This window comes from Pantoea sp. S62 (assembly GCF_016658625.1).
In the GTDB taxonomy this organism is placed as follows: Bacteria; Pseudomonadota; Gammaproteobacteria; order Enterobacterales; family Enterobacteriaceae; genus Pantoea; species Pantoea vagans.
Map to the genome: position 1 here is coordinate 374,299 of NZ_JACVVI010000001.1, position 20,996 is coordinate 395,294.

27 protein-coding genes are annotated in these 20,996 nt (G+C 51.5%); 14 read left to right on the forward strand and 13 right to left on the reverse strand.

The window, feature by feature from the left end; all coding sequences use genetic code 11:
• Positions 1–195 precede the first annotated feature (195 nt).
• The 4 genes from IBT54_RS01730 to IBT54_RS01745 all read left to right on the forward strand — a co-directional run bounded on the left by IBT54_RS01730 (position 196) and on the right by IBT54_RS01745 (position 1,915).
• Complete coding sequence (locus IBT54_RS01730) at positions 196–534, forward strand: hypothetical protein (protein WP_236262776.1); 339 nt, start codon at positions 196–198, stop codon at positions 532–534.
• 247 nt (positions 535–781) lie between these two features.
• Complete coding sequence (gene ycgZ, locus IBT54_RS01735) at positions 782–1,027, forward strand: regulatory protein YcgZ (RefSeq protein WP_013196457.1); 246 nt, start codon at positions 782–784, stop codon at positions 1,025–1,027.
• 177 nt (positions 1,028–1,204) lie between these two features.
• Positions 1,205–1,498: a hypothetical protein gene (locus tag IBT54_RS01740; protein WP_095707913.1), complete on the forward strand. Its 294-nt coding sequence runs from the start codon at positions 1,205–1,207 to the stop codon at positions 1,496–1,498.
• 162 nt (positions 1,499–1,660) lie between these two features.
• Positions 1,661–1,915: a biofilm/acid-resistance regulator YmgB/AriR gene (locus tag IBT54_RS01745; RefSeq protein ID WP_013196459.1), complete on the forward strand. Its 255-nt coding sequence runs from the start codon at positions 1,661–1,663 to the stop codon at positions 1,913–1,915.
• 287 nt (positions 1,916–2,202) lie between these two features.
• Here IBT54_RS01745 and IBT54_RS01750 read toward each other — a convergent pair whose 3' ends face one another.
• Positions 2,203–3,123 carry an AraC family transcriptional regulator gene (locus IBT54_RS01750; protein ID WP_201251418.1) on the reverse strand — a complete coding sequence of 307 codons (921 nt, stop codon included), beginning with the start codon at positions 3,121–3,123 and terminating at the stop codon, positions 2,203–2,205.
• A 104-nt stretch (positions 3,124–3,227) separates the two neighbouring features.
• Here IBT54_RS01750 and IBT54_RS01755 point away from each other — a divergent pair, with 104 nt between their 5' ends.
• Positions 3,228–4,061 (forward strand): oxidoreductase, encoded by an 834-nt coding sequence (locus IBT54_RS01755; RefSeq protein WP_201251419.1) that lies wholly within the window; start codon positions 3,228–3,230, stop codon positions 4,059–4,061.
• Positions 4,062–4,730: 669 nt separating this feature from the next.
• On the opposite strand, the gene IBT54_RS01760 is transcribed toward IBT54_RS01755, so the two are convergent.
• The gene (locus tag IBT54_RS01760; protein WP_033735335.1) at positions 4,731–4,925 is read right to left on the reverse strand and encodes a hypothetical protein; all 195 of its coding nucleotides are present in this window, start codon (positions 4,923–4,925) and stop codon (positions 4,731–4,733) included.
• Positions 4,926–5,336: 411 nt separating this feature from the next.
• Here IBT54_RS01760 and IBT54_RS01765 point away from each other — a divergent pair, with 411 nt between their 5' ends.
• Complete coding sequence (locus IBT54_RS01765; protein ID WP_095707917.1) at positions 5,337–6,353, forward strand: substrate-binding domain-containing protein; 1,017 nt, start codon at positions 5,337–5,339, stop codon at positions 6,351–6,353.
• A 136-nt stretch (positions 6,354–6,489) separates the two neighbouring features.
• On the opposite strand, the gene IBT54_RS01770 is transcribed toward IBT54_RS01765, so the two are convergent.
• Positions 6,490–7,374: a LysR family transcriptional regulator gene (locus tag IBT54_RS01770; protein ID WP_095707918.1), complete on the reverse strand. Its 885-nt coding sequence runs from the start codon at positions 7,372–7,374 to the stop codon at positions 6,490–6,492.
• A 99-nt stretch (positions 7,375–7,473) separates the two neighbouring features.
• On the opposite strand from IBT54_RS01770, the gene IBT54_RS01775 reads away from it, so the two are divergent.
• On the forward strand, positions 7,474–8,199 hold the full coding sequence (locus tag IBT54_RS01775; RefSeq protein ID WP_201251420.1) for an SDR family oxidoreductase: 726 nt from the start codon (positions 7,474–7,476) through the stop codon (positions 8,197–8,199).
• Between the two features lie 39 nt (positions 8,200–8,238).
• On the opposite strand, the gene IBT54_RS01780 is transcribed toward IBT54_RS01775, so the two are convergent.
• The 4 genes from IBT54_RS01780 to IBT54_RS01795 form a co-directional block, all read right to left on the reverse strand.
• The gene (locus tag IBT54_RS01780) at positions 8,239–8,979 is read right to left on the reverse strand and encodes a YoaK family protein (protein ID WP_013196467.1); all 741 of its coding nucleotides are present in this window, start codon (positions 8,977–8,979) and stop codon (positions 8,239–8,241) included.
• Positions 8,980–9,190: 211 nt separating this feature from the next.
• Positions 9,191–9,520 (reverse strand): DHCW motif cupin fold protein, encoded by a 330-nt coding sequence (locus IBT54_RS01785; protein WP_013196468.1) that lies wholly within the window; start codon positions 9,518–9,520, stop codon positions 9,191–9,193.
• Positions 9,521–9,545: 25 nt separating this feature from the next.
• The gene (locus IBT54_RS01790; protein ID WP_201251421.1) at positions 9,546–10,238 is read right to left on the reverse strand and encodes an aspartate/glutamate racemase family protein; all 693 of its coding nucleotides are present in this window, start codon (positions 10,236–10,238) and stop codon (positions 9,546–9,548) included.
• A 67-nt stretch (positions 10,239–10,305) separates the two neighbouring features.
• Positions 10,306–11,457, reverse strand: a complete 1,152-nt coding sequence (locus IBT54_RS01795; protein ID WP_370585053.1) for an MFS transporter — start codon at positions 11,455–11,457, stop codon at positions 10,306–10,308.
• A gap of 133 nt (positions 11,458–11,590) precedes the next feature.
• Here IBT54_RS01795 and IBT54_RS01800 point away from each other — a divergent pair, with 133 nt between their 5' ends.
• Positions 11,591–12,094 carry a MarR family winged helix-turn-helix transcriptional regulator gene (locus IBT54_RS01800; protein ID WP_201251422.1) on the forward strand — a complete coding sequence of 168 codons (504 nt, stop codon included), beginning with the start codon at positions 11,591–11,593 and terminating at the stop codon, positions 12,092–12,094.
• A gap of 8 nt (positions 12,095–12,102) precedes the next feature.
• On the opposite strand, the gene IBT54_RS01805 is transcribed toward IBT54_RS01800, so the two are convergent.
• Positions 12,103–12,705: a helix-turn-helix transcriptional regulator gene (locus IBT54_RS01805; RefSeq protein ID WP_201251423.1), complete on the reverse strand. Its 603-nt coding sequence runs from the start codon at positions 12,703–12,705 to the stop codon at positions 12,103–12,105.
• A 43-nt stretch (positions 12,706–12,748) separates the two neighbouring features.
• On the opposite strand from IBT54_RS01805, the gene IBT54_RS01810 reads away from it, so the two are divergent.
• The 6 genes from IBT54_RS01810 to IBT54_RS01830 all read left to right on the forward strand — a co-directional run bounded on the left by IBT54_RS01810 (position 12,749) and on the right by IBT54_RS01830 (position 15,730).
• A complete protein-coding gene (locus IBT54_RS01810) occupies positions 12,749–13,444 on the forward strand; it encodes a B3/4 domain-containing protein (protein ID WP_201251424.1) in 696 nt (231 codons plus the stop codon).
• Between the two features lie 99 nt (positions 13,445–13,543).
• On the forward strand, positions 13,544–13,864 hold the full coding sequence (locus IBT54_RS01815) for a hypothetical protein (protein WP_107320240.1): 321 nt from the start codon (positions 13,544–13,546) through the stop codon (positions 13,862–13,864).
• 374 nt (positions 13,865–14,238) lie between these two features.
• A complete protein-coding gene (locus tag IBT54_RS25070; RefSeq protein ID WP_236262781.1) occupies positions 14,239–14,529 on the forward strand; it encodes a hypothetical protein in 291 nt (96 codons plus the stop codon).
• A gap of 41 nt (positions 14,530–14,570) precedes the next feature.
• Entirely contained in the window at positions 14,571–14,837 is a 267-nt protein-coding gene (locus tag IBT54_RS25075) for a DUF1173 domain-containing protein (RefSeq protein ID WP_257010029.1), read from the forward strand.
• Positions 14,838–14,984: 147 nt separating this feature from the next.
• Positions 14,985–15,443 carry an STM2901 family protein gene (locus tag IBT54_RS01825; protein ID WP_201251518.1) on the forward strand — a complete coding sequence of 153 codons (459 nt, stop codon included), beginning with the start codon at positions 14,985–14,987 and terminating at the stop codon, positions 15,441–15,443.
• Complete coding sequence (locus IBT54_RS01830; protein ID WP_201251425.1) at positions 15,437–15,730, forward strand: DUF1493 family protein; 294 nt, start codon at positions 15,437–15,439, stop codon at positions 15,728–15,730. Before IBT54_RS01825 ends, IBT54_RS01830 begins: the two co-directional genes overlap by 7 nt.
• Before the next feature lie 119 nt (positions 15,731–15,849).
• Here the strand turns inward: IBT54_RS01830 and IBT54_RS01835 are convergent, their stop codons facing one another.
• From IBT54_RS01835 to IBT54_RS01855, 5 genes are all read right to left on the reverse strand, one after another.
• Positions 15,850–16,011 (reverse strand): hypothetical protein, encoded by a 162-nt coding sequence (locus tag IBT54_RS01835; protein ID WP_201251426.1) that lies wholly within the window; start codon positions 16,009–16,011, stop codon positions 15,850–15,852.
• A gap of 539 nt (positions 16,012–16,550) precedes the next feature.
• Positions 16,551–17,804, reverse strand: a complete 1,254-nt coding sequence (locus IBT54_RS01840) for an ATP-grasp domain-containing protein (protein ID WP_201251427.1) — start codon at positions 17,802–17,804, stop codon at positions 16,551–16,553.
• Positions 17,805–17,826: 22 nt separating this feature from the next.
• Positions 17,827–18,858: a flavin reductase family protein gene (locus IBT54_RS01845; protein ID WP_201251428.1), complete on the reverse strand. Its 1,032-nt coding sequence runs from the start codon at positions 18,856–18,858 to the stop codon at positions 17,827–17,829.
• 15 nt (positions 18,859–18,873) lie between these two features.
• Complete coding sequence (locus tag IBT54_RS01850) at positions 18,874–19,779, reverse strand: diiron oxygenase (protein ID WP_201251429.1); 906 nt, start codon at positions 19,777–19,779, stop codon at positions 18,874–18,876.
• A gap of 30 nt (positions 19,780–19,809) precedes the next feature.
• Entirely contained in the window at positions 19,810–20,994 is a 1,185-nt protein-coding gene (locus IBT54_RS01855; protein WP_201251430.1) for an MFS transporter, read from the reverse strand.
• Positions 20,995–20,996 lie beyond the last annotated feature (2 nt).

A 20,996-nucleotide genomic window follows, 5' to 3' on the forward strand; every position in this document is an offset into this window, starting at 1 on the left:
CAGGTTTTTCTCGTGCCTGATTCAGTAAAACAATATGAGAAAAGAGGTAATGGCATAAAAATAGCGTTCGACTACGCTTTGCCATCCACAAAAGGAGGTTGCATTACCGGATGACACTCTCGCAACAGATGCAGCAATTTCACAATTAAAACAATCTTATTGATAGGACGAATTAATTAAGACTGATGAATTTTTTTGCTACAGTTAATGTTACTTGCCGCAATCACCCAGGAGGATATTTTGTATTTTTCCAGCGACGAAAAAGCGAATGTCATCATTGGCGAAGCCGCAATGAACCTGTTTAATGCTGGTCAGGAAGTGAACGTTGAACTGCTGATTAAAGAGCTACAGGTTATGGCTGCCTCTGAAGTGAATGAGTATCGCCTTGAGCAGATGCAAACTGCACGTCAATGGCTGACGGGATTCAAAACAATTGGTTCACGCACTACTGGTCCGGCAAACTGGCTATCCAGAAATGCGGGCATCGAACCGGCTATCAGCGCCTCTGCTGATGATATTTTCTTCAAGCATTAATAAAACTGCTTAACCCCTGCCGGCCTGAATAATCAGGTCGGAACACCGGAGGGCTTGTTGTTGTACAGGAATATGGTACAATTTCCCCCTCGTCACTACTTCCTCGTAACGCCCTGTTTTAAAAGATATAGCACTTTTTGCACAAAAAAAATTACTCCAAAAATCCAAAATTCTGTACAAGTTTTGAAAAGATGTATAACTTGCGCATCAGGAATGCTATACATTTTCACCATCTGAGGAAAACACCATGCGTCAGAACGGACAAGCCCCGGAAACGATCAGCGATATTGCCCGTTACTTCAATCAGGCCAGCTCACCTTCCCAGCAGGAAACACTGGGCTCGGTAGTGGTCGAAATTCTGCGCGCAGGTCATAGCCTTAGCCGTAAAGCAATTTGCAGTAAACTGTTGCGCCGCCTTGAACTGGCTGCAACGCCAGAAGAAGAGAGCCATCTGCATGAATTGATTGCGATGCTTTTTCGTCGCGAAGATTAATGCCCGCTAACGGCGTCAGCTAATATTCACGATACCTGCTCTTAACCACCACTCAGGAAGATTTACTCACAGGAACGAAGCCCAGTACTGCTTTGCCGTATCTGGTGCACTAAGTTGCACCCGCTGACATATACGGACCCGCAGCATGGCCATTGATTCGTAATCAGAGAAGCCAGTATGTACAGAAGTGAAGATGAGAAACTGACAGATGTCATGATCGGCGAAGCCGTTTTGATATTACTCAAGTCAGACAAACCGGTGTCGAGTAATGCCTTAATCGCACAGCTTGAACTCATGGCTGCTAATGCCGATGAAGACACAAAAGTGTCTGTGATTCGCAAAGCCATCACTGAAGTTCGAAACGGCATGGCCGCTGCGCGTAAACGTGTGCACGGCGACGGTGCTGAACGTGATAAGACGACGCACCGTATGAACAGCGATGGCCCACCTGATGGGTCTAAAAAGCACTGATAGAGGGTATTGCGTGTCTGTCAGACATGGCTGGCAATAAGCGAAGCGGCAGCCTTTACGCGAAATTTTATTGGCTGGCTGGGCAAAACGAAAACAGCGTCTACACTCGTTTTTGACTTCACCCATTGCGTATAACGAATTTTCCTCAGAGAAAGAAAAATCATGCAACACTCTTCATCAGATTTATCCATTATTGATTATTTTCGTAGTGAAGGCGATTTGCTGGCACCGGAAACCGAACTGCTGGGCGCAGTAATTCGTGACATCGTGGCTGATCAGGGACGTGTGACCAACAAAGCGATAATTCTTTATCTGATCGCCGAACTGGAATGCACTTCCGACGTGATAAGACTGGATGTGTTGCGCAGAACGCTGGAAATTGTCGTTGGCCGCACACCTGACGATAGTGATATCTGATTACCTCTCCTGCGTTATCGGTGATAACGCAGGCTCAGTGAGATGAGTGCTCTGCTTTCAGGTAATTTTTGACGAAGAGCTATACCCCATCTGGTGAGTACTAAACGCCCAACCGTAGTTGCAAGGTATATAGCTGGCCGCAACGGCCATAAACAGCCCTGGCGCAGCCATTCTTTCCCGAGCAAAATCCCCCTCTCAGCCTCCCCAGGACGCTCGTATCACCCTGCTGGGCAATAATCCGCGCGAATGTTATTTATTTGCTGGTAACAGATCACACTCTCTCCTTACTAATGCGATGATACAAATACCGGCATTTGCTGCACGGGCGGAACAGAGAAGTGACGCTGCATGCGTTTTATCTCCTCTGCCGGGGGCAGACCAAACAGACGTTTAAATTCACGATTAAACTGCGACGCGCTTTCATAACCCACAGCGTAGCCTGCCGCGGCAGCGGTCATTTGCTGGCGTACCATCAGCATGCGCGCCTGGTGCAGGCGTACCGATTTCACATACTGCATCGGCGGCATCCTGATAATAGCTTTAAAGTGAAGATGAAAGGTCGGGATGCTCATGCCCGCTTCCCCTGCCAGTTGCGTCAGGGTTAACGGCTCTGCATACGTGGCGTGGATATGCTTTACCACTTTCCCTATTTTGCTGAACTGCCCCTGCATAGCCAGCGCGGCACGCATGGCGTTGCCCTGTTCGCCCGTGAGTACTCGGAAGTAGAGTTCACGCAGTCGTGCATGTCCGAGTATCGCGGTTTCTAGCGGACTGTTCAGGGCTTCAAGCAGACCCAATACGGCGCCCTTAACCGTGTCGTCCATCTGACTCGACATCATACTTTGCGGCGCGGCGGGAGGATGTGAAGCATCATGCTGGTCGATCTGCAGGATAAGTTCAGCCGCGAGCTGAAAATCCAGATGCAGGTAAATAGCCAGCAGAGGATGCTCTGCTGACGCGTCGGTTTCCATGGTAAACGGCACAGGAACCGAGACCGCCAGGTAGTGCTGCTCATCATATAAATAGGTCTGCTGGCCAAAGTAACCCCGCTTGCTGCCCTGGCAGACAATCACAATGCCCGGATCATATAGTACGGGTGTTCTGGCAAGAGGACGGTCGGCGCGCAGAATTCGCACACCAGGCAAGGCCGTCAGGTTATACCCTTCATGCCGTGCAAGGGTTTTAATCAGGGCAATCATTCCAGACATCACGGCACCTCATAAGATCAGGCAAGAAAACGAGAAGATACGGCCTGAAAATGCATCAGCAGTGAGAATACCATGCAATCTCAACGGTTCATGGGAGTTCTTGTATGTCATCTTTAAAAACAATCTTAATTACTGGCGTCAGCAGTGGCTTTGGTCTGGCACTGGCGCGCGAAGCCCTCCATGCAGGGTATCGGGTCATTGGTACCGTGCGTAACCGCGAAGCACTGCAAACTTTTGAGGCGCTTGATGCACAGCGTGCCGCGGGCCGCCTGCTGGATGTCACGGACTTCGCGCGTATTGATGAAGTTGTCAGGGAGGTTGAGTCCACAGTCGGTCAGATAGATGTACTGGTGAATAATGCTGGTTACGGCCATGAAGGCATTATGGAAGAATCCTCCCTGGCAGAAATGCGTCACCAGTTTGACGTGAATGTTTTTGGCGCAGTGGCAATGACCAAAGCGGTCCTGCCGGGTATGCGTGAGCGCCGTCGCGGGCACATCATCAATATTACCTCGATGGGTGGTTTTATTACTCTGCCCGGCATCAGCTACTACTGCGGCAGCAAGTTTGCGCTAGAGGGAATTTCAGAAACGCTGGGCAAAGAACTGGCTTCGTTCGGCATACACGTCACCGCCGTGGCACCCGGCTCATTCCGCACCGACTGGGCGGGACGTTCAATGGTACGCAGCGCCCGCACTATTCCGGACTATGACACCCTGTTCGGGCCCATTCGTCAGGCCCGGGAGGAAAAAAGCGGCAAACAACCCGGCAATCCCGTAAAGGCTGCTCAGGCTATACTGGCATTGCTGGAAAGCCCGAACCCACCCGCGCATCTGTTGTTAGGCAGTGATGCCCTGAGTCTGGTACGTCAAAAGCTTGCGGCAATGCGTCAGGAAATCGATCGGTGGGAGAATCTCACGCTTTCAACCGATGACTGAGCCGTTGCTGAAACAGAGCGTAATGCCCTGAACGATGATGGCCGGTGACACTAACGGCCATCATTTCTGGCGTTCCGCACTGGATAAGGTAACCGATTCAGGTGCAGAGTCTGTGCGCCGCCTGAGCGTACATTAACGGATTCTCAGCTGGCTGCGACATCCCCTGGAATGTCGCAGCCAGCTGATCTCGTTGTGTTACCCGTGTGAGATGGGGTGATGAAGCTGGCAGAAGCGATGGTAAATTCCGTGCTGGCACTGGAACGTCGTCTGCCCGGCAACGCAGGATATTCTCCCGGTCATAATCATTTTTCAAATCAAACATACTCAGAACAGTACAAGTAACAACTGAAGCAGAAGAAAACGCTGCCTCAGCACGCTGATATTGCAGGCGTTCCCATTAATATCTTAGATTAAAATCTCAGGAAGCATTTATTCTGAATAAAGATTCAGGCCGATGCAGTTAATTACTGCGTTGTCATTTCAGGCTAAAAAAAGCTAATTCTGACTAAATTTAAAAAACAGAAATATAACCGATCTGAAATTAGAACTCTTCAGCTGGAATATTTTTAAGCTCTGCTTACTGCGTCTTATTCTCAGTTAAGGCGGCACTGCGGAATGATGGCTGGAGAGGAAGGTTCTGGATGGCGCCCGCCATTGGCGCCATCAACCTTAATGCATTTTGCGGGTAAAAAAGCCAATTGCTTCCTGACACAATGCTTTCAGTTTGCTGTCACGCGTCTCTTCGCTCAGGCGAAACAGAGCGTCCGTAATGTCGTGAAAATGAACCGGCTCTCCCGCCTTGATCAAATCACTGACGACCGCGCCAACCAGTGCACGGATCTCGTTATCGTTGTCGTACTTCACACGACCTCCCGATGGTGTATGCATATACAGTCTAACATTATCGGGTGTCAAAAAACAAAAAAGCCGTCTTAACGGAAATATAAGCGAAGCGGCAACCTGACTATAAATTATCCAGCCCAGGATTTGAACTGACGTTATTTAAGTCAGCACCCTGTGCTTGCCAGTAAATAGTCAAAAGAGTGTTATCACTGCCAGAATCTGACCTTGCTAATACCCGAAGTGAGCCGATCATTTATATCGTTTAACGGAGTCCTGAGTTTGGGGTTTATAAAATCCGTTATTCCTGTCCCCGGTGCCGCATTTTCACGCTGACAGCCAGCGATGCTTTGAACAACGTGTTTCAGTTGAAGCTAAGCTGTTAGCCAGTATTATGATAAAACTCTGGTTATCCTCTGCTGTCGCGAGTCCTGCATGGCTAAATTCACCCTCAAACAGATCGCTGCCCAATCGGGGCTTAGCCTTGCCACTATCGATCGTGCCCTGCATCAGCGCGGCAACGTTCACGCGCGCACTCAGCATCGGATTCAGCAGGCGATAGCGGACCTGGAACTGATGCAAAAAGCCGGGCTCGCCAAAGGCAGAACGATTTACTTCGACGTCATCATGCATACCCCTGACCGCTTTCAGCCTCTGATACGTGAAGCGCTCAGCAGTCAGATCGCCAGCTTTGCTGCTTTCAGACTTCAGTTGCGTTTCCACTTTGGCGCGAATCTCACAGCGGAGGCCATTAATGCGCTGCTGAACAAAAAAGCGCTTCACAGTCACGGTGTCATTCTGAAAGCGGCCTGTTCCGATGAGCTGAATCCCACTATTGAATCGCTCCTGAAACAACGCGTTCCGGTGGTCACCATGATGAGCGATTTACCCGGCAGTGCGCGCCTGCGCTATATCGGCATGGATAACTTTGATGCCGGTAAGGTGGCGGCTTTTCTGATGTCAAAATGGCTGCGGGTCAGCCGTTCGCATATTGTGGCGGTGACCGGCAGTCGCGATTTCATCGGTGAACAGGAGAGAATCCAGGGTTTTCAGCGTGCGATGCAGCAGTTTGCACCTCAGCATCAGGTGAGCGTGGTGGCGGGTGGTTATGGCATTGACGCGCGGATGCATCAGTCGGTGACGCAGTTTCTGCAGAGCCATCCGGACACGGACGCGGTCTATACGGTCGGCGGCGGTAATCCCGGCATCCTGCGCGCGTTTGCCGAACAAAAGCGGCATGTGAACGCCTGTATTGGTCACGATCTCGATCAGGAGAATTGTTCCCTGCTGCAGGCGGGTAAGATTGATGCGCTGATCGAGCACAATTTACAACTCGACGCATTACACGCTTTCAGAACACTGCTGGAGTTTCATGGCTTTCTGCCCGCCTCCGAACCGCCTGCGCCCTACTCTAAAATCAATATTATCACCCGATACAACATGACAGCCTGAAGCATGGACACGTCCTGACCCCGCATGACACTATGACGTAGATTGCGATTGCGGAGTCTCTGAATGGCTCTCCGGTTGACCGGCTCAGGTTGGTCAGCGATCACCACTATCCGCGCTGACTAACCGGAGGCCTTTCTCACAGCCTGACGTGATCGATCAACGCCCTGAGTTTAGGGGCCAGATTTTTACGGCTGGGAAAATAGAGATAAAACCCGGCAAAGCTGGGTAACCACTCATCCAGCACCGTCACCAGTTCGCCGCGATCAATGTAGGGCTGAAAAGTCTCTTGCATGCCAAAGCTGATGCCGCCCCCGGCGCATGCGGTGCGGATCATCACCCCCATGTCGTTGGTTGTCAGCTGCGGATTGACGGCAACATCAAACTCCCGTCCCTGCTCAGCAAACTCCCAGCGATAAGGCGCCAGGCCTGGCCCTTTCCGCCAGCCGATGCAGCGATGAGTGACCAACTCTTCAGGATGCTGTGGCGTGCCTGCACGCGCCAGATAAGAGGGTGAGGCTACCGCCACCTGACGCTGCGCAGTGGAGACCGGCACCGCAATCATATCCTGCGCGATCACCTCGCCCAGCCGCACGCCTGCGTCATAGCCCTGCCCGACAATATCAAACTCGTCATCGGTCACGGTGATATCCAGCTCTACCTGCGGGTAGGCGGTAATAAAGCTCGCCAGCAGTTCGCCTCCCAGCATCCGCTCAGCAATCGAGGAGATCGCCAGCCGCAACTGACCACGCGGCTCGGCCGCCAGCTCGGCAATATCGGTGACGGCGCGGTTAAGCTGGTTGATGGCCGGAGCCACTTCCGCATAGAGCCGCTGTCCGGCTTCTGTCAGCTGAACCGAGCGCGTGGTGCGCTGCATCAGTGAGATGTTAAGCCGGTCTTCCAGACGCCGCAGGCTCTGGCTGATCGCCGGTCGGGTCACGCCAAGCTGTTCCGCTGCCAGACGGAAATTTCGGGTCTGCGCCACAATCACAAAAACTTCAAGAGCATTCTTGTCCGCATTCATTGGTCAGATTTGGTTACCAGTCCGTAAAGTATCAGGTGGATTATCTTTATAATCCAGCCGCCGTATGATCGCCAGTGACAACCTGACTGGAGAGACAAAATGACGCAGAAAGTGATTTTAATTACCGGTGCCTCAAGCGGTATCGGTGCAGGCATCGCACGTGAACTGGCAAAAACCGATGCCATTCTATTACTGGGCGCACGGCGCGAAAGCCGTCTGGCCGCGCTGGCTGAGGAGCTGCGGTTTAATGGCGCTGAGGTGGCGATCAAAGCGCTGGACGTTACGCACCGCGAAAATGTGGCGCAGTTTGTGGCGTTTGCGCTGGAGAAGTGGGGACGGGTTGATGTGATGATCAACAATGCCGGGATTATGCCCCTGTCACCCATGGCCTCACTCAGGGTCGAAGAGTGGGATCAGATGATCGATGTAAACATCAAAGGCGTGCTCTATGGCATTGCGGCGGTGCTGCCGACCATGCTGGCCCACCAGCGCGGACACATCATCAATATCGCATCAATCGGTGCGCTGGCCGTGTCGCCCACGGCGGCAGTTTACTGTGCCACCAAGTTTGCGGTGCGGGCGATTTCTGACGGTTTACGGCAGGAGAACAGTCAGCTGCGGGTGACCTGTGTCCATCCCGGTGTGGTCGAGAGCGAGCTGGCCTCAACGATTACCGACCCGACAGCTGCCGAGGCGATGCAACATTATCGCGCTATCGCGCTGCAACCGGATGCCATTGGCCGCGCCGTGCGCTATGCGATTGAGCAGCCTGAAGAGGTGGATGTAAACGAGATTGTCGTGCGGCCAACCCGCACACAGCAGTAAGCGACCGGCCCGCTGTGCGATGTGCAGCGGGCCGGAATATCAGTAAAGACTTCTGCGGGTTCGCTGTACGGTAACGGCAATGGCCGTCAGAGCTACCAGCATCAGAAACACGCCCAGGCCAACCATCGCGTTAAACCCATAGGTTTTAAACAGCAGCAGCCCGGCGATACAACCGCTCAGGAAGGAGAATACCGTGGTCAGATGGGTGTGAAGAACCTTCTGGAAGAAGCGACGATCGTCGGTTTCCAGATGCACAGCATGAGACGTATGCGCAAAAATCCACGACCCCAGCGCTATGCCCGCATCGGTCAGCGTGCCGGTAATATGGGTCGATCTGACGCGGCCATTGGAGAGCTGCGTCGAGGTCGCATTGTGAATACCCATCAAAAAGCCCAGCATTATCAGAACTTCCCCGTTAAAGCTTGGCCGGTAGAACACGATCTCAAAGATCGATGCTGCCGTCAGCGCCGCGCCTTCTGCCAGAATAATCAGACAGAAAATGGTGCGTAACTTATGCCTGATCCCCACCACTACCGCCAGCCGGGCTACGGTACAGCCCAGTACAAAGGCAACAATCAGCGCCATCAAAAACAGCATAGTGTGAAGATCGCTGGTGGTGACTTCCTGAGATATCTGCGAGGTGTTACCGGTCATATGCGACGGGAAAAATCCGAACGCGCCCAGCGCCATGGCATTAAGGATGCCAGCGGTGGTCGCCAGCACCAGCGCCAGCAGTCGGTCTTCGGTATGTGAACGAACTTTCTTCTTTTTTATCAGCACAGGCTTCCCCACATCAGGTGAATGCAAAACGTTCTTATAAGGCTTCAAGCATACAACCTGATGGGAATTATTCCTGTCAGAACCAGATAACTCTGAGGAAATAAGCCATTAATTTTGCTGATTTTTATAAAGCAGATTCAGTTTACTTTTAAAAGTGTCAACGACGCGATGATCCACCACCGGGCGAGCCCTGCTAAAGCAGATAACAAATTCAGTCGACGATAAAGAGTTGCGCACCTGTCGTTGTAAAAGAACGATGCGGTTCAGCCTCATCCGCAACCTGATAGCTCACGCCCGGAGTCAGCACGAAACGGCGGCCATCTGCCAGTTCAGTGTGCAACTCGCCCGCCATGCAGAGCAGAATATGACCCTTGGTGCACCAGTGGTCGGCGACATAGCCTGGCGAGTAGTCGACCATGCGAACCCGGATGTCGTTAAATTTCATGGTTCGCCAGGTCGCCTGCCCTTGTTCGCCGGGATGAATCGTCTCTGCAACCTGATCCCACTGCGTCAGGCCAAACGGCAGATTGTCTATTTTCATACGATTCCCCTGTTGAGGATGAATGTTAAGTCAGCGCCTGGATAACGGCCTCTTGCGCGTGGATCAGCGTAGTATCAAACAGCGGCACGCTGGCATCGGTAGCATCAACCAGCAGAGTGATTTCAGTGCAGCCCAGAATAATGGCCTCAGCCCCCTGCGCCACCAGAGACTGCATAATCTCTCTGTAGCGACGACGCGACGCGGGATTGATTTCGCCCAGACAAAGCTCGTGGTAGATCACCTCATGTACAAACAGACGATCCGCTTCATCGGGCGTCATCACTTCAAGACCGAACTGCTGCTGAAGACGCCCGTGATAAAAATCCTGCTCCATAGTGAAGCGCGTTGCCAGTAATCCGACCTTACGTATCCCGGCCTGCTGAATGCGACGTCCGGTGGCATCGGCAATATGCAGCAGCGGTATGCCTGTTGCGGCGCTGATTTGCGCCGCAACTTTATGCATGGTGTTGGTACAGAGCACGATGAACTGCGCGCCAGCCCGTTCCAGATTGCGTGCTGCTTCAGCCAGGATCTCGCCCGCCTGCTGCCATTCGCCCGCAGCCTGAAGCTGCTCGATGCGCTGGAAGTCGACGCTCCAGAGCACCAGCTCCGCCGAGTGCAGGCCACCCAGCTGCTGTTTAACCTGCTGATTGAGAATGCGGTAATAGAGCGCGGTAGATTCCCAAGACATGCCGCCTAACAGACCAATAACTTTCACACTGCACTCCGGTTCGAGGGGGTTTATTCCAGCATGCCAGATCGCCATTGAACGGCAACGGCTTTGTTCAGGCTGCCCTGTTTTGCGCTCTGAAGCGGCAGGCCATCGCCATCAGCAACACGACGCCAGCGCTCATGATCAGCCAGGCCTGATTAAGAGTCGCACCGCTGTCACGCACCCAGGCCGCGACCAGCGGCATCAGCGCCGCAATCAGGTATCCGCCACCCTGCACCCTGGACAGCAGAACCGACGCTTCCCGGGCGCTGCGCGCATGATCCAGCGTGACAATCAACGACAGCGGAAACAGTGCGCCGATGCCCGTACCCAGCAACAATGCAGAGAGCAGCGGCATTGTATTCGGGTAAAACACAAGGCTTACCAGCCCCGCCAGCAGCAGGGCCAGGACACCGAGCAGCAGCGGACGGCGATCGGGAAAGCGATGTAAGGTTGCTGTGACGATGAAGCCTGCCACCACTTCGGTTAACGTCAACGCGGCGAGAAGATAGCCACTGTGGCGCGCACTCCAGCCCAGCTGAATATAAAATGGCGGCAGCCACGCCAGAACCAGCGTGTAAGCCCCGGTGCCAATGCCGAAAAAGAGCGTCAGCAGCAATGTTCGCGGCGCTGGCAGCGTCATTGCCTCAGACGCCAGGCTCACCTGCGGCGATCGCCTGACTGCACTCAGCCAGATTAACAGCGCTATCAGCGTTAACCCGCCGGAGAGCGCCAGCGCGGGTTGCAGACCCAGCAGTGAAAACAGCAGTTCGGCACTGGCTGCCGTCAGCGCTGCGCCCGCCATAATCCCGGTGCTGAACAGCGCCATCAGCGTCGCCGCTGCGTCAGCAAAACGTTGCCGGATCAGCGCGGGCATCATTGCCTGGATTACGCCAATGCCTGCGCCACCGGCCAGCGCGGTAAGCATCAGCTGAGCGGAGGTCAGGTTAAGGCCGCGCCACAGGCAGGCCACGGTCAGGCAGAGCAACCCGATGGCAATGCCGGTTACCGGCCCGAAGCGGGCGATCAGCCACGGCCCGAAGAGTGCCGCCAGCCCCATCATCGCCACCGGCAGTGCGGTCAGCAGACTGAACGCCGTCGCCGACAACCCGGTTTGCTGTTGCAACACCGGAAACAGCGGGCCGATAATAGCCAGCATTGGCCGCAGATTGAGTCCGACCAGAAAAACGATCGCGGCAAACAGAGTGGGGAAAATTTTCATCATGCAGGCTCAGCCAGAAATTGACGATGACAGCACCGTGCTGTCACTATTTATCTTAACGTTAAGATAAATTTCGTCCACTGTTAAGAGGCTGAGCACAACCCGACAACATAACCCCGACATTTGCAGGTGATTTATGCATGACCATATTGATTTCGTTGTCAGCCAGTGGGACAACGCGATGCCCGACCTGGACACCGCTTCCATGCGTATCTTCGGCAGGATGCTGCGGCTGATGAAACATCTTGCAAAAGCACGCAGTGAGGCACTGGCGCCGTTTGGTTTTCAGGAGGGGGAATTTGATGTGCTGGCGACTCTGCGACGGGCGGGATCCCCTTATCGGCTGTCACCCACGCAGCTCTACCAGTCGCTGCTGGTGACCTCCGGCGCAATGACAAATCGCCTGAGCCGGCTGGAGCAGCAGCACCTGATTGAACGTGTTGCTGCGCCGGATGATAAGCGCAGCATGCTGGTGGGGCTGACGCCGCACGGTCAACAGCAGATTGAGCAGGCACTTCGTGCACATACTGCCATTCAGGAGGCGGTGCTGGCACCGCTGGCCGCATCAGAGCGCACCGAACTGGAGGGGTTACTGAAAACGCTGCTGCTGGCCTTTCCCGGCGAGGCAACAGCCGAATAAAAACGCCGTCAGCGCTGCAGTTCCGCCACCGTCATGGTGAAGATAACGGGCTGGTCATCGGCACTGGCATAGGCATGGGGCATATCGGTACGGGCCACCGCTGCACAGCCCTGCTGAATCACCAGAGTCCGCTCACCCAAGGTCAGAGCCAGCGTGCCCTGCTCGACGTGCAGCAGTTCCAGCGTGCCCGACGAGTGGCCGGAAGAACTGAACACCTCGCCTGCAAACATCTGCCAGCGCCATAGCTCGATCATATCTGGCCCACGGGTACCGGCCAGCAGCTGCGCACTCCCGCCCTGCTCACCCTCCCACAGCATGGGCATTTCACTGTTTTCAATCAGCCAGGCGTCAGGTGCATGTGAGATGCTAACGATATCCGCTACCGAAACGCCCAGTGCGGCAGCTATCTTGCAGAGAATGGCGATGCTGGGATTGGCAGCGCCCTTTTCGATTTCAACCAGCATCCCTTTACTGACGCCTGCCCGGCGGGATAACTCATCCAGCGAGAGTTTCTGGCTTTTGCGCCAGCTTTTTATGCGGTCTGAAACTGCCTGACTGACAGTGGCAACATCAGCACCTGCATCGGTCGTTATATTGACTTTAATGGTCATCGGTCATTACTATGAAATAAATTAGTCACTGAGAGAGTATCCGATGTTATCCGTTCATCCGTCAATCGATCCGGCCATTTTCACACTCGCTCCCGGCTTTCGTGCCATGAGCATTGCGGTGGAAGCCACATCCATTACCCGACCAGAAGTCGCCAGCGACGCACTGAAAAGCGCATGCCAGCAGGTCATACAGGATGATGTTGTCTGGGCAGATGCGCACCTTGCGGCATGGGCCGAGGTGTTCCGGGCATTTGGTGCCAAAGCGAAGCGCACGCCCTGTTCTGCTGAAGCATTGCGTAAACGCGTGCTGCGAGATGGCACACTGCCTGCTATTGATCCGGTTGTCGATCTCTACAATGCCATCAGCCTCCGTTACGCCCTGCAGGTCGGTGGTGAGAATATTGCGGCTTACAGAGGCGCGCCACGTCTGGTGATTGCTGACGGCAGTGAACGTTTCGATACCGTCAAAGAGGGCGAAGTCGTTTATGAATCGCCGGAACCGGGCGAAGTGATCTGGCGCGACGATCAGGGTGTAACCTGCCGCCGCTGGAACTGGCGTCAGGGCGTGCGTACCCGACTGGATGCCAGTGCGCATCAGATGTGGTTTATACTGGAAAGCCTGCCCGCTATGCCGATCTCCGCACTGCAACAGGCCAGCGACGAGCTGGTCTCGGGATTGCAGCAGATGATGCCAGGTGCACAGATTGGCAAGACGCTGATCGAAGCGCCCGCAGGCTAAACAGGGACGGGGTTAACGCTGAGCGGAATCTGTGGCAGGATACGCGCCCTGCGTCTGGCCATACCCGGCTGACTTAACTGACCACACCCGGTGACCATAATGGCCAAAGTAAAATTCATCCTTCCCCTGCTGCTGATCCTGGCCCTCGCGGCCTGGTGGTTTATCCCGCACGACAGTGAGGAAGACAAAGCGTATTACGTCGCGGTGTTCTGCGCGATTGATCACCACGGTCAGCAGCCGTTCGACCAGCAGATGCGAAATGTTATTGAAGGCGGCAATTCTGACTATGCGCTGCAGAAAATAGCCTATAAACCGCGGCTTGGACGTAGCGTGATTGGCCGCTGGGAGCAACTGAAAGCCGATGAGCAACAGCGTGCCGCGCAGGATGACCATGCCTGCCAGCAATTGCTGAAACGCTAATTTCTGGTGAGCGTGTTTATCTTATTATTCGAATAATTTCGCGCTGGTCATCATTATTGCTGCGCCCGTCTTGCCTTATTCCTCAGCACCTGAAATCAGCGTGGGTTTACCGTTTACGGCTGAAAGAGATGCATTAAAAATAGTGTCAGAACCTATTGATGGTGCTGAAAGCAGTCTCATTATGACAGCATACAGTTTCACCAATGAGCCGACTGCGGCGGCACTGGCTGGGTGAGCAGGCGCCTGCAGCAGACGGCTGCCCGGATTCGCATTGGTCGCGTTCAGCTGGAAGAATCTCTGCTGCTCATGGTCATGAAAGATACGCCGCAGGTTATCGCTAACCGGGAACACCTGAGAGCGGCCGGAAAGAACAAATGGCGACGTATCATCGTTTCTGTGCAGGCTGGAGTGAAGCCGGTGAAGCACGACGGAAGACTATACTGCCGCTGGGACTGTTTTCTGGTTTTCCTGACCTGGTTCTGCCTGAAGACGTTCGTCACCGCCTGGAGCAGAGCTTCAGCCGCGAGCTCAGTGACTGGCGCAGGGGAATGAAAGTCATGATTATCGCTGAAACGGAACCGCCTGAAACATCGTTCAGGTATGCACACGGGCGTAACCGGCCGATCAGCTGCAGTACCGTGACCGATATGGCGCTGAGACGGTAAGTCCACGCTTTGTTCCTGTGGATTCCGGTTATGAGGCGGCTGTGGAAGAAAAACTGTGGCAGGAAAAACGCGCCTTCATTAAGCCTCTGCGCTACGACGGTGAGGAAGATGTGTTTCCGGATTTTGTGCTCAAGGACGTTCCTGGCATGGATGCGCTGCCGATGGAAGTGTTTGGCATGAACTCGCCAGAGTACCTGCTGCGCAGGGAGGTAAAAACCGCTTACTACGAGGCGGAATATGGGCCCGGGCGTTGGTGGTACTGGAATGCTGCTGAGAAGTCTGGCATGCCTGCATTTCCCTGCGTCTGACACGGGAGTCTTTCAACTGCAGGGGGATAGGGTTGAAGTACCGTCTCTGTTTATCCTGTACCTGACAGGTTGTCAGGCCTGAACGCTCAAGGTATTGTTTAAGAAGCGTCAGGACGATAAATGAAGCTGAACCTGCAGGAGCTGGCAGTGGACACGACTGAAGAACTCAATAACACCTATTTCTACGCAGGCAGACCCAACCTCACCGCTGGTGAACTCTTTTTCATAATTTTCTGTGAAGAAGTTGCTGAACAGCTGGGGGTTGATGACTTCGGCGCGATCGTGGCCATCCTGTCCGGACGTAATGTCCTGACTACCCGCACCAAACCGCGCGATGCTCTCAAGGGAACCTCCTATGCCTCACGGGCAGCGCGCAGAGTATTTCCGAAAGCCAAATTTCCCTTCGGCATAAAGCTCCCCACAATCGTAGGGGGATACCCGCCCCGCACCGCGCGTATTCTTTTTACGCATAAGCTCAGTACCTTTGTCGGACGGGCGATACCCGTCGTAGGCTGGGTGATGCTGGCCAGAGACGTTGCCAGTATCAGTTTCAATTCGGTCAGACTGTACAATGCCATCGTCCGCGGGGAGGATAAGATATGGTAGATGACACCCAGGCACGCGTAATGGCACTCATTGAGCCGTGGAACGGCCGCTCCCTGCTGACGTTCCGGAAAAAAACACTCACGCCAGAGATGTCGCTCAATCTGGACATGAAGCTGGACCCGGAGGACGCAGCGGAATGCCTTCAGAACGTCTTTGATGCGTTTGGGATGGATTCTGACCAGGTGACATTCAGCCTCTACTATCCAAAAAACCCGCGCGAGGCCATCCCTCTTACTATCGGGATGCTGATTGAGTCAGCCCGTGCCAGACGATGGTGCTTTGACTAATACTTAAGACGTCAGATACTGTAATCGGTATTGAGGTGTGAAACTCGTAGTCCTGCTCACAAGTACTGACACGAATCTATCCACGCCCAATCTGCATATAAACTGACTTAATGAGATGTTCATTCAAAACGCTCATTCCTGTCACTGAAGTGCCGACGTTCGCGTTCTTTTTCATACTGAATGTCTTTGTCAAATTGTTCCAGTAATCGGGTGGCTGCGGTGGAAATATCAGCCCGTTCTGAAGACTGCAGTTCTGTAAGAAGGGGGCGCTGTTCTTCCATCTTTGCTGATCATTCGCCTGATATTAATGTGGACCTGAATTTTGGCACCATTTCTGCCAGAAGAGCCTCGACGTTATTGCTTCTAAACAGTATTGATTTGGCCATTTCTGCCCAGATATAAACACCTTTAACCTGAGAAATAGGCACTAAAAGTTATGCAAGATATGTGAACCGCGTGTTGGAGTCCTTTTCACCCCAGGCTAAAACCTCTTCGGAGTTGATTTCGCTCTACCTAACTACAATGTATAACCGCACTAACGTTATTTGGTGTGATGATACCGGTGTAACCTGCTGCCTATGGAACAGGCTTTAATGGAGAGATATACAATCCATCATGCTTCTAATTATCTTCTATCTCTCTGGAAGCAGGGATATGTCATTTTTATCGTTACATCAGTAGAAGGTTCCAACCAAAAAAACCGCCTTACGGCGGTTCAGGTGCAATATTGGAAATATACTTTAAGACGGGAATTATCTGTTAATACCGTCTAATTCAGACGCATATGACAACTAAAGGTTTTATTTTAAATTTGACCTTTTTACTGCAGGTTTATGAGTAAGCCATTCTTTTCTAAATCACCTATTCTTTGAGCATCAGTATTCAATTGCTTTTTGTCAGAATTGAATAATACTACCCTTCCATAGGAAGTAACCAGATCGACCGTTTTTTGCAGATAATCACCGGTTCTGTATTTGCAGACAGTAAAACCATAACTTTTCAGGGATGAGCACAGTGACTCAATGTTTACCGCTTTAACAATTCCCGAATCAGCCGAACTGAGAAAATACTCTATTGCATAACGTTTCAGCACTGGGTGCGCATCGGTTTTATCAGCAAACTCTTGCGGAGATATGCGGGCCATCAGGCTCAGGTCAATAAGCGAGTGAGAATTACACTCCTCAACCAGGCGGGGACCTAAGCCTCCATGCATACGTGCTCCAGATTCCACCAAGACGGGGCCAGTTTCGGACATAATAATCTCATTATGGGAAGCTCCATTACGGATACCCAGTGAGGTCAGAACCGACTTGACATAGCTGATAAGAGTCGGATGTTCCTCTAGGGATTCAGTAATCATCTGGCGGTAAATGGGCACTCCATTGACTTCCTGCTTCACGTACTTGAAAATATTCACTACAAAATGTTCACCGTTGCTGCTGACAGCATCAACAACATATTCTATTCCTTCGATCTTCTGCTCGATCAAAATCTCTGAATTTCTGCATCCGGAATAATCAAGCGTGTCAATCAATGTGCCAAAAGCGCGTTCCACCTCTGATAAATTTTTGCAGAAAAATACTCCTTCAGTGCCAAAAGAACTGACTGGTTTTATTACATACTCCTTAAAGGGATTATTTTCGCACCATCTTAATATTCCCTCCAAATTTCCCGATTTATAATGCGGGATATAGTTTATCCCATCCAGCATCAGCTGCCGCTGCATTAAATGTTTATCGCGCCGAGCCTGGCTGAGTTCAAGTTGGTTTGGCAGAAGTTGCCACTGGTTACTGAGCTGGTCAAAAATCAGTACACCTGGCTCGGAACCACAGACGATGAAGTCAGGTGCCTGGCCGAGAGCTGACTCAATCTGATGGACTGTTTCATGATGAGACTGATATTCAAAAACCATCGAATAATCTTTTTGTTGAAAAGTTGCCATGACGGCAGGGGGGAGATTTACGTTGGTTATTAATGCTATGACATCATAACCATAAAGTGTCTTTATCCTGTTTGCATAGACAGCGCCGCTAGAGAAGGGATCGACGATTAGAACGCATTTATTTTTTTTCATTAATTTTCTCCGGATTTCTAAATCAGATTATGTCGATGACGGCGTCTTTGTTAGGGAACGAGCAGCATGCCAGATGAATATTTTCTGCCTTATCTTTTGCTGACAGACAAAAATCAGGCTCACTTCGAATACTGCCGCTGTCCAGCCTGAATTTGCAGCTTCCGCAAATACCCGATCGGCACATATTCCTGACTGAAACATTGTGATGTAGCAGGTTATCGAGAATAGTTCTTCCGTTATCTGCGGCAATCTCTCGGTTGAGTTTCCTTATCGTTATGCGACTTTCGTGTACTTTCATCTCAGCTGCGTTGTTCATCGCTGCTGCCTGCCCGGAACTGAACGCCTCCACGGCAACGGTAGCCTGAGGAAATCGCACCCGAACAGACGAAACTATAGCCTCTGCGAACCCTAGGCTTCCGCAAACAATAGCGACTTCAGGAGTGTCATTTATATCTGCTGTAGCCAGATCTGCTCTGCCTTGCCTGATAATATCGCTGTCTTTCTCAAGATTCGCGCGCGTCACGTTAATACGCATTGAGAACCAGTCACATCGCATGTGAAGATCAAGCAATTCATTCAGGCATGGGACCGAACCGATATCTGGGCAGCTCAGCATCAGCAGCACACTTTTATCGGGAGCGCTATATCCGTAATATTTGAAACATTCGCGTATCAGAGCAAGAGGGAGCGTTATTCCAATGCCCCCTGCCACGAGAAGCACATTACTTTTTTCACGAATGGCGTTAAAGGTTATTTCCCCTCCACGCCCATTAATCTCAATTTCTTTTTTTTCTGCCAGCAATTTAGAAATTATAGCCGATGCACTTCCCACACCTTTATCTTCAATGATGAATTCGTAGGATTTTCCTCGCTCAGCAGAAACTAACGTATAGCATCTCTGGAATGACGTGTCATTTTCATCTTTGAAGTTAAAGCTAAAATACTCTCCTGGAGAGACGTGTTCATTAAGTAAGTCAGCATTGCTAGCAGGCCGCAGGCGGAACAATTTCATCTTTGCTGTTAACAAAGACAAATCTTCGCAGACAAGTTTCATTTCGTACGCACCCTCTTAAAGGCCAATTCTTGAAATAACCGCCTCGGCTGATTCTAAATAAACACTTATTTCATTACGGCTTTCTGTTTCAGAAATTATTTCTCTTGCATAGGGCATACCTGCGATTCTGAAAGCATTTTCCCAGGCGCCCATCTCGTTATCCGCAAAGAGGTCCGTTGTTTTGAGCATAGTATCCCTGAGATATTTGCGTTCGCTTAAACTCAGATCGCGCACTATGTCGTAAGCTACGTAACTGAAAACACTTGAATGACTCCACTCATCCTCTGCATGAATCCGGGTTACTTCATGGCATACCTTCTGAATACTACTGTCCTCAGCCATTACTTTCAGATAATCCGTTATCAGGGTTTCACTGGCACAGGCGATTGCGAATCTTGTAAGCCGCCGCTGCCATTCAGCGCTGCACCCCGCCAACATCTGCCGACGCCAGTCGATAAGATTAAAGTTCGTATAGTTAAGCGGTTCAAGCCTGCGCCGTTCGTAGATATAGTTACATGCCATTACTGACATTCGTGTATGGAGTGCCTCGTCTAGGAGAGCTTCTGACATAACGTCCTGAAGTTCGGCTCGGTTAGGCGAATTAACCGGCGGACACTTGATTATGTCTTCGCAGGCCGGTGTGACAATATCGCATTCAATGTAAATTGTTTTTAAATTGTATATGCCCCAGGCATAAGAAAGGCAACGACTTTTGACATCCTCAGGTGCTTCTTTCCAGGCATCATGATGCCTGAAGGGCAGCAACGACTCACTGAAATCTTTCTTATTGACGTCAAATTCAAGCTCAGAATACTGGAGGTGATTTTTATTTACTGCCGCCCGGTTCTTCCAGAGCACAGAAAGTTTTTTCAGCATGAGCGCGACATTTTCACTGTCGGGTATTACATATTCAGCGGACATAAATTACTCCTTTAACTTTTGACTGCTACATTAATATTCGTTTTTAACACGGATAAAGCTCATAAAAACGGCCCCCGCAAGAGCAAGGCCTGCGGAGATGATCAAGGTATTTTCCCAATGCCCACTATCTAGTAGGTCCCCATAAATAACGGCCGAAAGTGCACTCCCGAGATAAAATGAGAGCTGCCTGATGCTGGTTGATAAGAGAGTCCTTTCTTTGGAGAATCCAGTAATAGCCAGTGTATCCAGAAGTGGCATCAGGCAGTAGTTGAGAAGAAGTCTCATGAAATATAGAGCGATAAAAATAGCTGCAGGGATATGTAATGACTGCAAAAATAAACATGCTGCAGTTAGTATGCCGGCTATGATCACAGTTGGTTTCAGTGAAAATCTCTTTACAAGCAGTGGGGCGAATAATGCTCCGACAATGCTGACAACTTTATCACCCCCCATAATCAGTGAGATCTCGCTGACATTCATGGTATAGGCAAGGTTAAATACAATATTAATGAAGCGAAAAATAAGCGTTATCGATGCACCAAGAAGAGACGCGGCAATAAATAGAATAATGAAATTACCCCACTCCATATCCTTTGCACCGCTAAGTCGGCGATCATCGTTTCCCGGCTCAGTAACTCCCCGGATGGATTTCACGCGGAAATAAATCATTAGCAGGGCGGAGACAAATGAAGCTACCAGAATCGCTTGATAATTTCGTAATGGTACGGCATGTGAAAAATGCGTAATGACGCTGACAGCGATTGAGCCTGCCATTGCTGCTCCCAGATAGGAGACAAAGAAGCAGCTGAACAGCGTCGTTCTGCTCTTGGAATCGATATTTGATCCCATAAGAGAGTTCCCCAACGACAGCTGTGCGATCATTCCGGAAAGTATTAACCCAAGCGTAACGGCATTTCCCCAGACCGTTGTAAGCATCGGCAGAAGAATAAATGGCAACGCGTAGATGAATGCAAAAATTAACAGCAACTTCTTCTGAGACATCCGTCTGCTGGCAAAAATCAACGGAATGACTGCTGCCGCCATCATCGTCATAGCTATAGCATAGATGTGTCCCGTTGCAGTTTTATCTACGCCACGTGCCTCCAGGTAGAAGTTATAAACGGCATCGAACATGCCATTGCTCAGCCCCATCAGGAAGGTAGCGAGTAAAAAACTGTGAGCGGCTGAGCCAAATTTCTTCATTTCCCCAAACATCT

Coding starts and splice junctions, on each gene's coding strand:
- ycgZ (WP_013196457.1), top strand. CDS start 782: ATGCGTCAGAACGGACAAGCCCCGGAAACGATCAGCGATATTGCCCGT.
- IBT54_RS01740 (WP_095707913.1), top strand. CDS start 1,205: ATGTACAGAAGTGAAGATGAGAAACTGACAGATGTCATGATCGGCGAA.
- IBT54_RS01745 (WP_013196459.1), top strand. CDS start 1,661: ATGCAACACTCTTCATCAGATTTATCCATTATTGATTATTTTCGTAGT.
- IBT54_RS01750 (WP_201251418.1), bottom strand. CDS start 3,123: ATGTCTGGAATGATTGCCCTGATTAAAACCCTTGCACGGCATGAAGGG.
- IBT54_RS01755 (WP_201251419.1), top strand. CDS start 3,228: ATGTCATCTTTAAAAACAATCTTAATTACTGGCGTCAGCAGTGGCTTT.
- IBT54_RS01765 (WP_095707917.1), top strand. CDS start 5,337: ATGGCTAAATTCACCCTCAAACAGATCGCTGCCCAATCGGGGCTTAGC.
- IBT54_RS01770 (WP_095707918.1), bottom strand. CDS start 7,374: ATGAATGCGGACAAGAATGCTCTTGAAGTTTTTGTGATTGTGGCGCAG.
- IBT54_RS01775 (WP_201251420.1), top strand. CDS start 7,474: ATGACGCAGAAAGTGATTTTAATTACCGGTGCCTCAAGCGGTATCGGT.
- IBT54_RS01785 (WP_013196468.1), bottom strand. CDS start 9,520: ATGAAAATAGACAATCTGCCGTTTGGCCTGACGCAGTGGGATCAGGTT.
- IBT54_RS01795 (WP_370585053.1), bottom strand. CDS start 11,457: ATGATGAAAATTTTCCCCACTCTGTTTGCCGCGATCGTTTTTCTGGTC.
- IBT54_RS01800 (WP_201251422.1), top strand. CDS start 11,591: ATGCATGACCATATTGATTTCGTTGTCAGCCAGTGGGACAACGCGATG.
- IBT54_RS01805 (WP_201251423.1), bottom strand. CDS start 12,705: ATGACCATTAAAGTCAATATAACGACCGATGCAGGTGCTGATGTTGCC.
- IBT54_RS01810 (WP_201251424.1), top strand. CDS start 12,749: ATGTTATCCGTTCATCCGTCAATCGATCCGGCCATTTTCACACTCGCT.
- IBT54_RS01815 (WP_107320240.1), top strand. CDS start 13,544: ATGGCCAAAGTAAAATTCATCCTTCCCCTGCTGCTGATCCTGGCCCTC.
- IBT54_RS25070 (WP_236262781.1), top strand. CDS start 14,239: ATGGCGACGTATCATCGTTTCTGTGCAGGCTGGAGTGAAGCCGGTGAA.
- IBT54_RS01830 (WP_201251425.1), top strand. CDS start 15,437: ATGGTAGATGACACCCAGGCACGCGTAATGGCACTCATTGAGCCGTGG.
- IBT54_RS01835 (WP_201251426.1), bottom strand. CDS start 16,011: ATGGAAGAACAGCGCCCCCTTCTTACAGAACTGCAGTCTTCAGAACGG.
- IBT54_RS01840 (WP_201251427.1), bottom strand. CDS start 17,804: ATGAAAAAAAATAAATGCGTTCTAATCGTCGATCCCTTCTCTAGCGGC.
- IBT54_RS01845 (WP_201251428.1), bottom strand. CDS start 18,858: ATGAAACTTGTCTGCGAAGATTTGTCTTTGTTAACAGCAAAGATGAAA.
- IBT54_RS01850 (WP_201251429.1), bottom strand. CDS start 19,779: ATGTCCGCTGAATATGTAATACCCGACAGTGAAAATGTCGCGCTCATG.
- IBT54_RS01855 (WP_201251430.1), bottom strand. CDS start 20,994: ATGTTTGGGGAAATGAAGAAATTTGGCTCAGCCGCTCACAGTTTTTTA.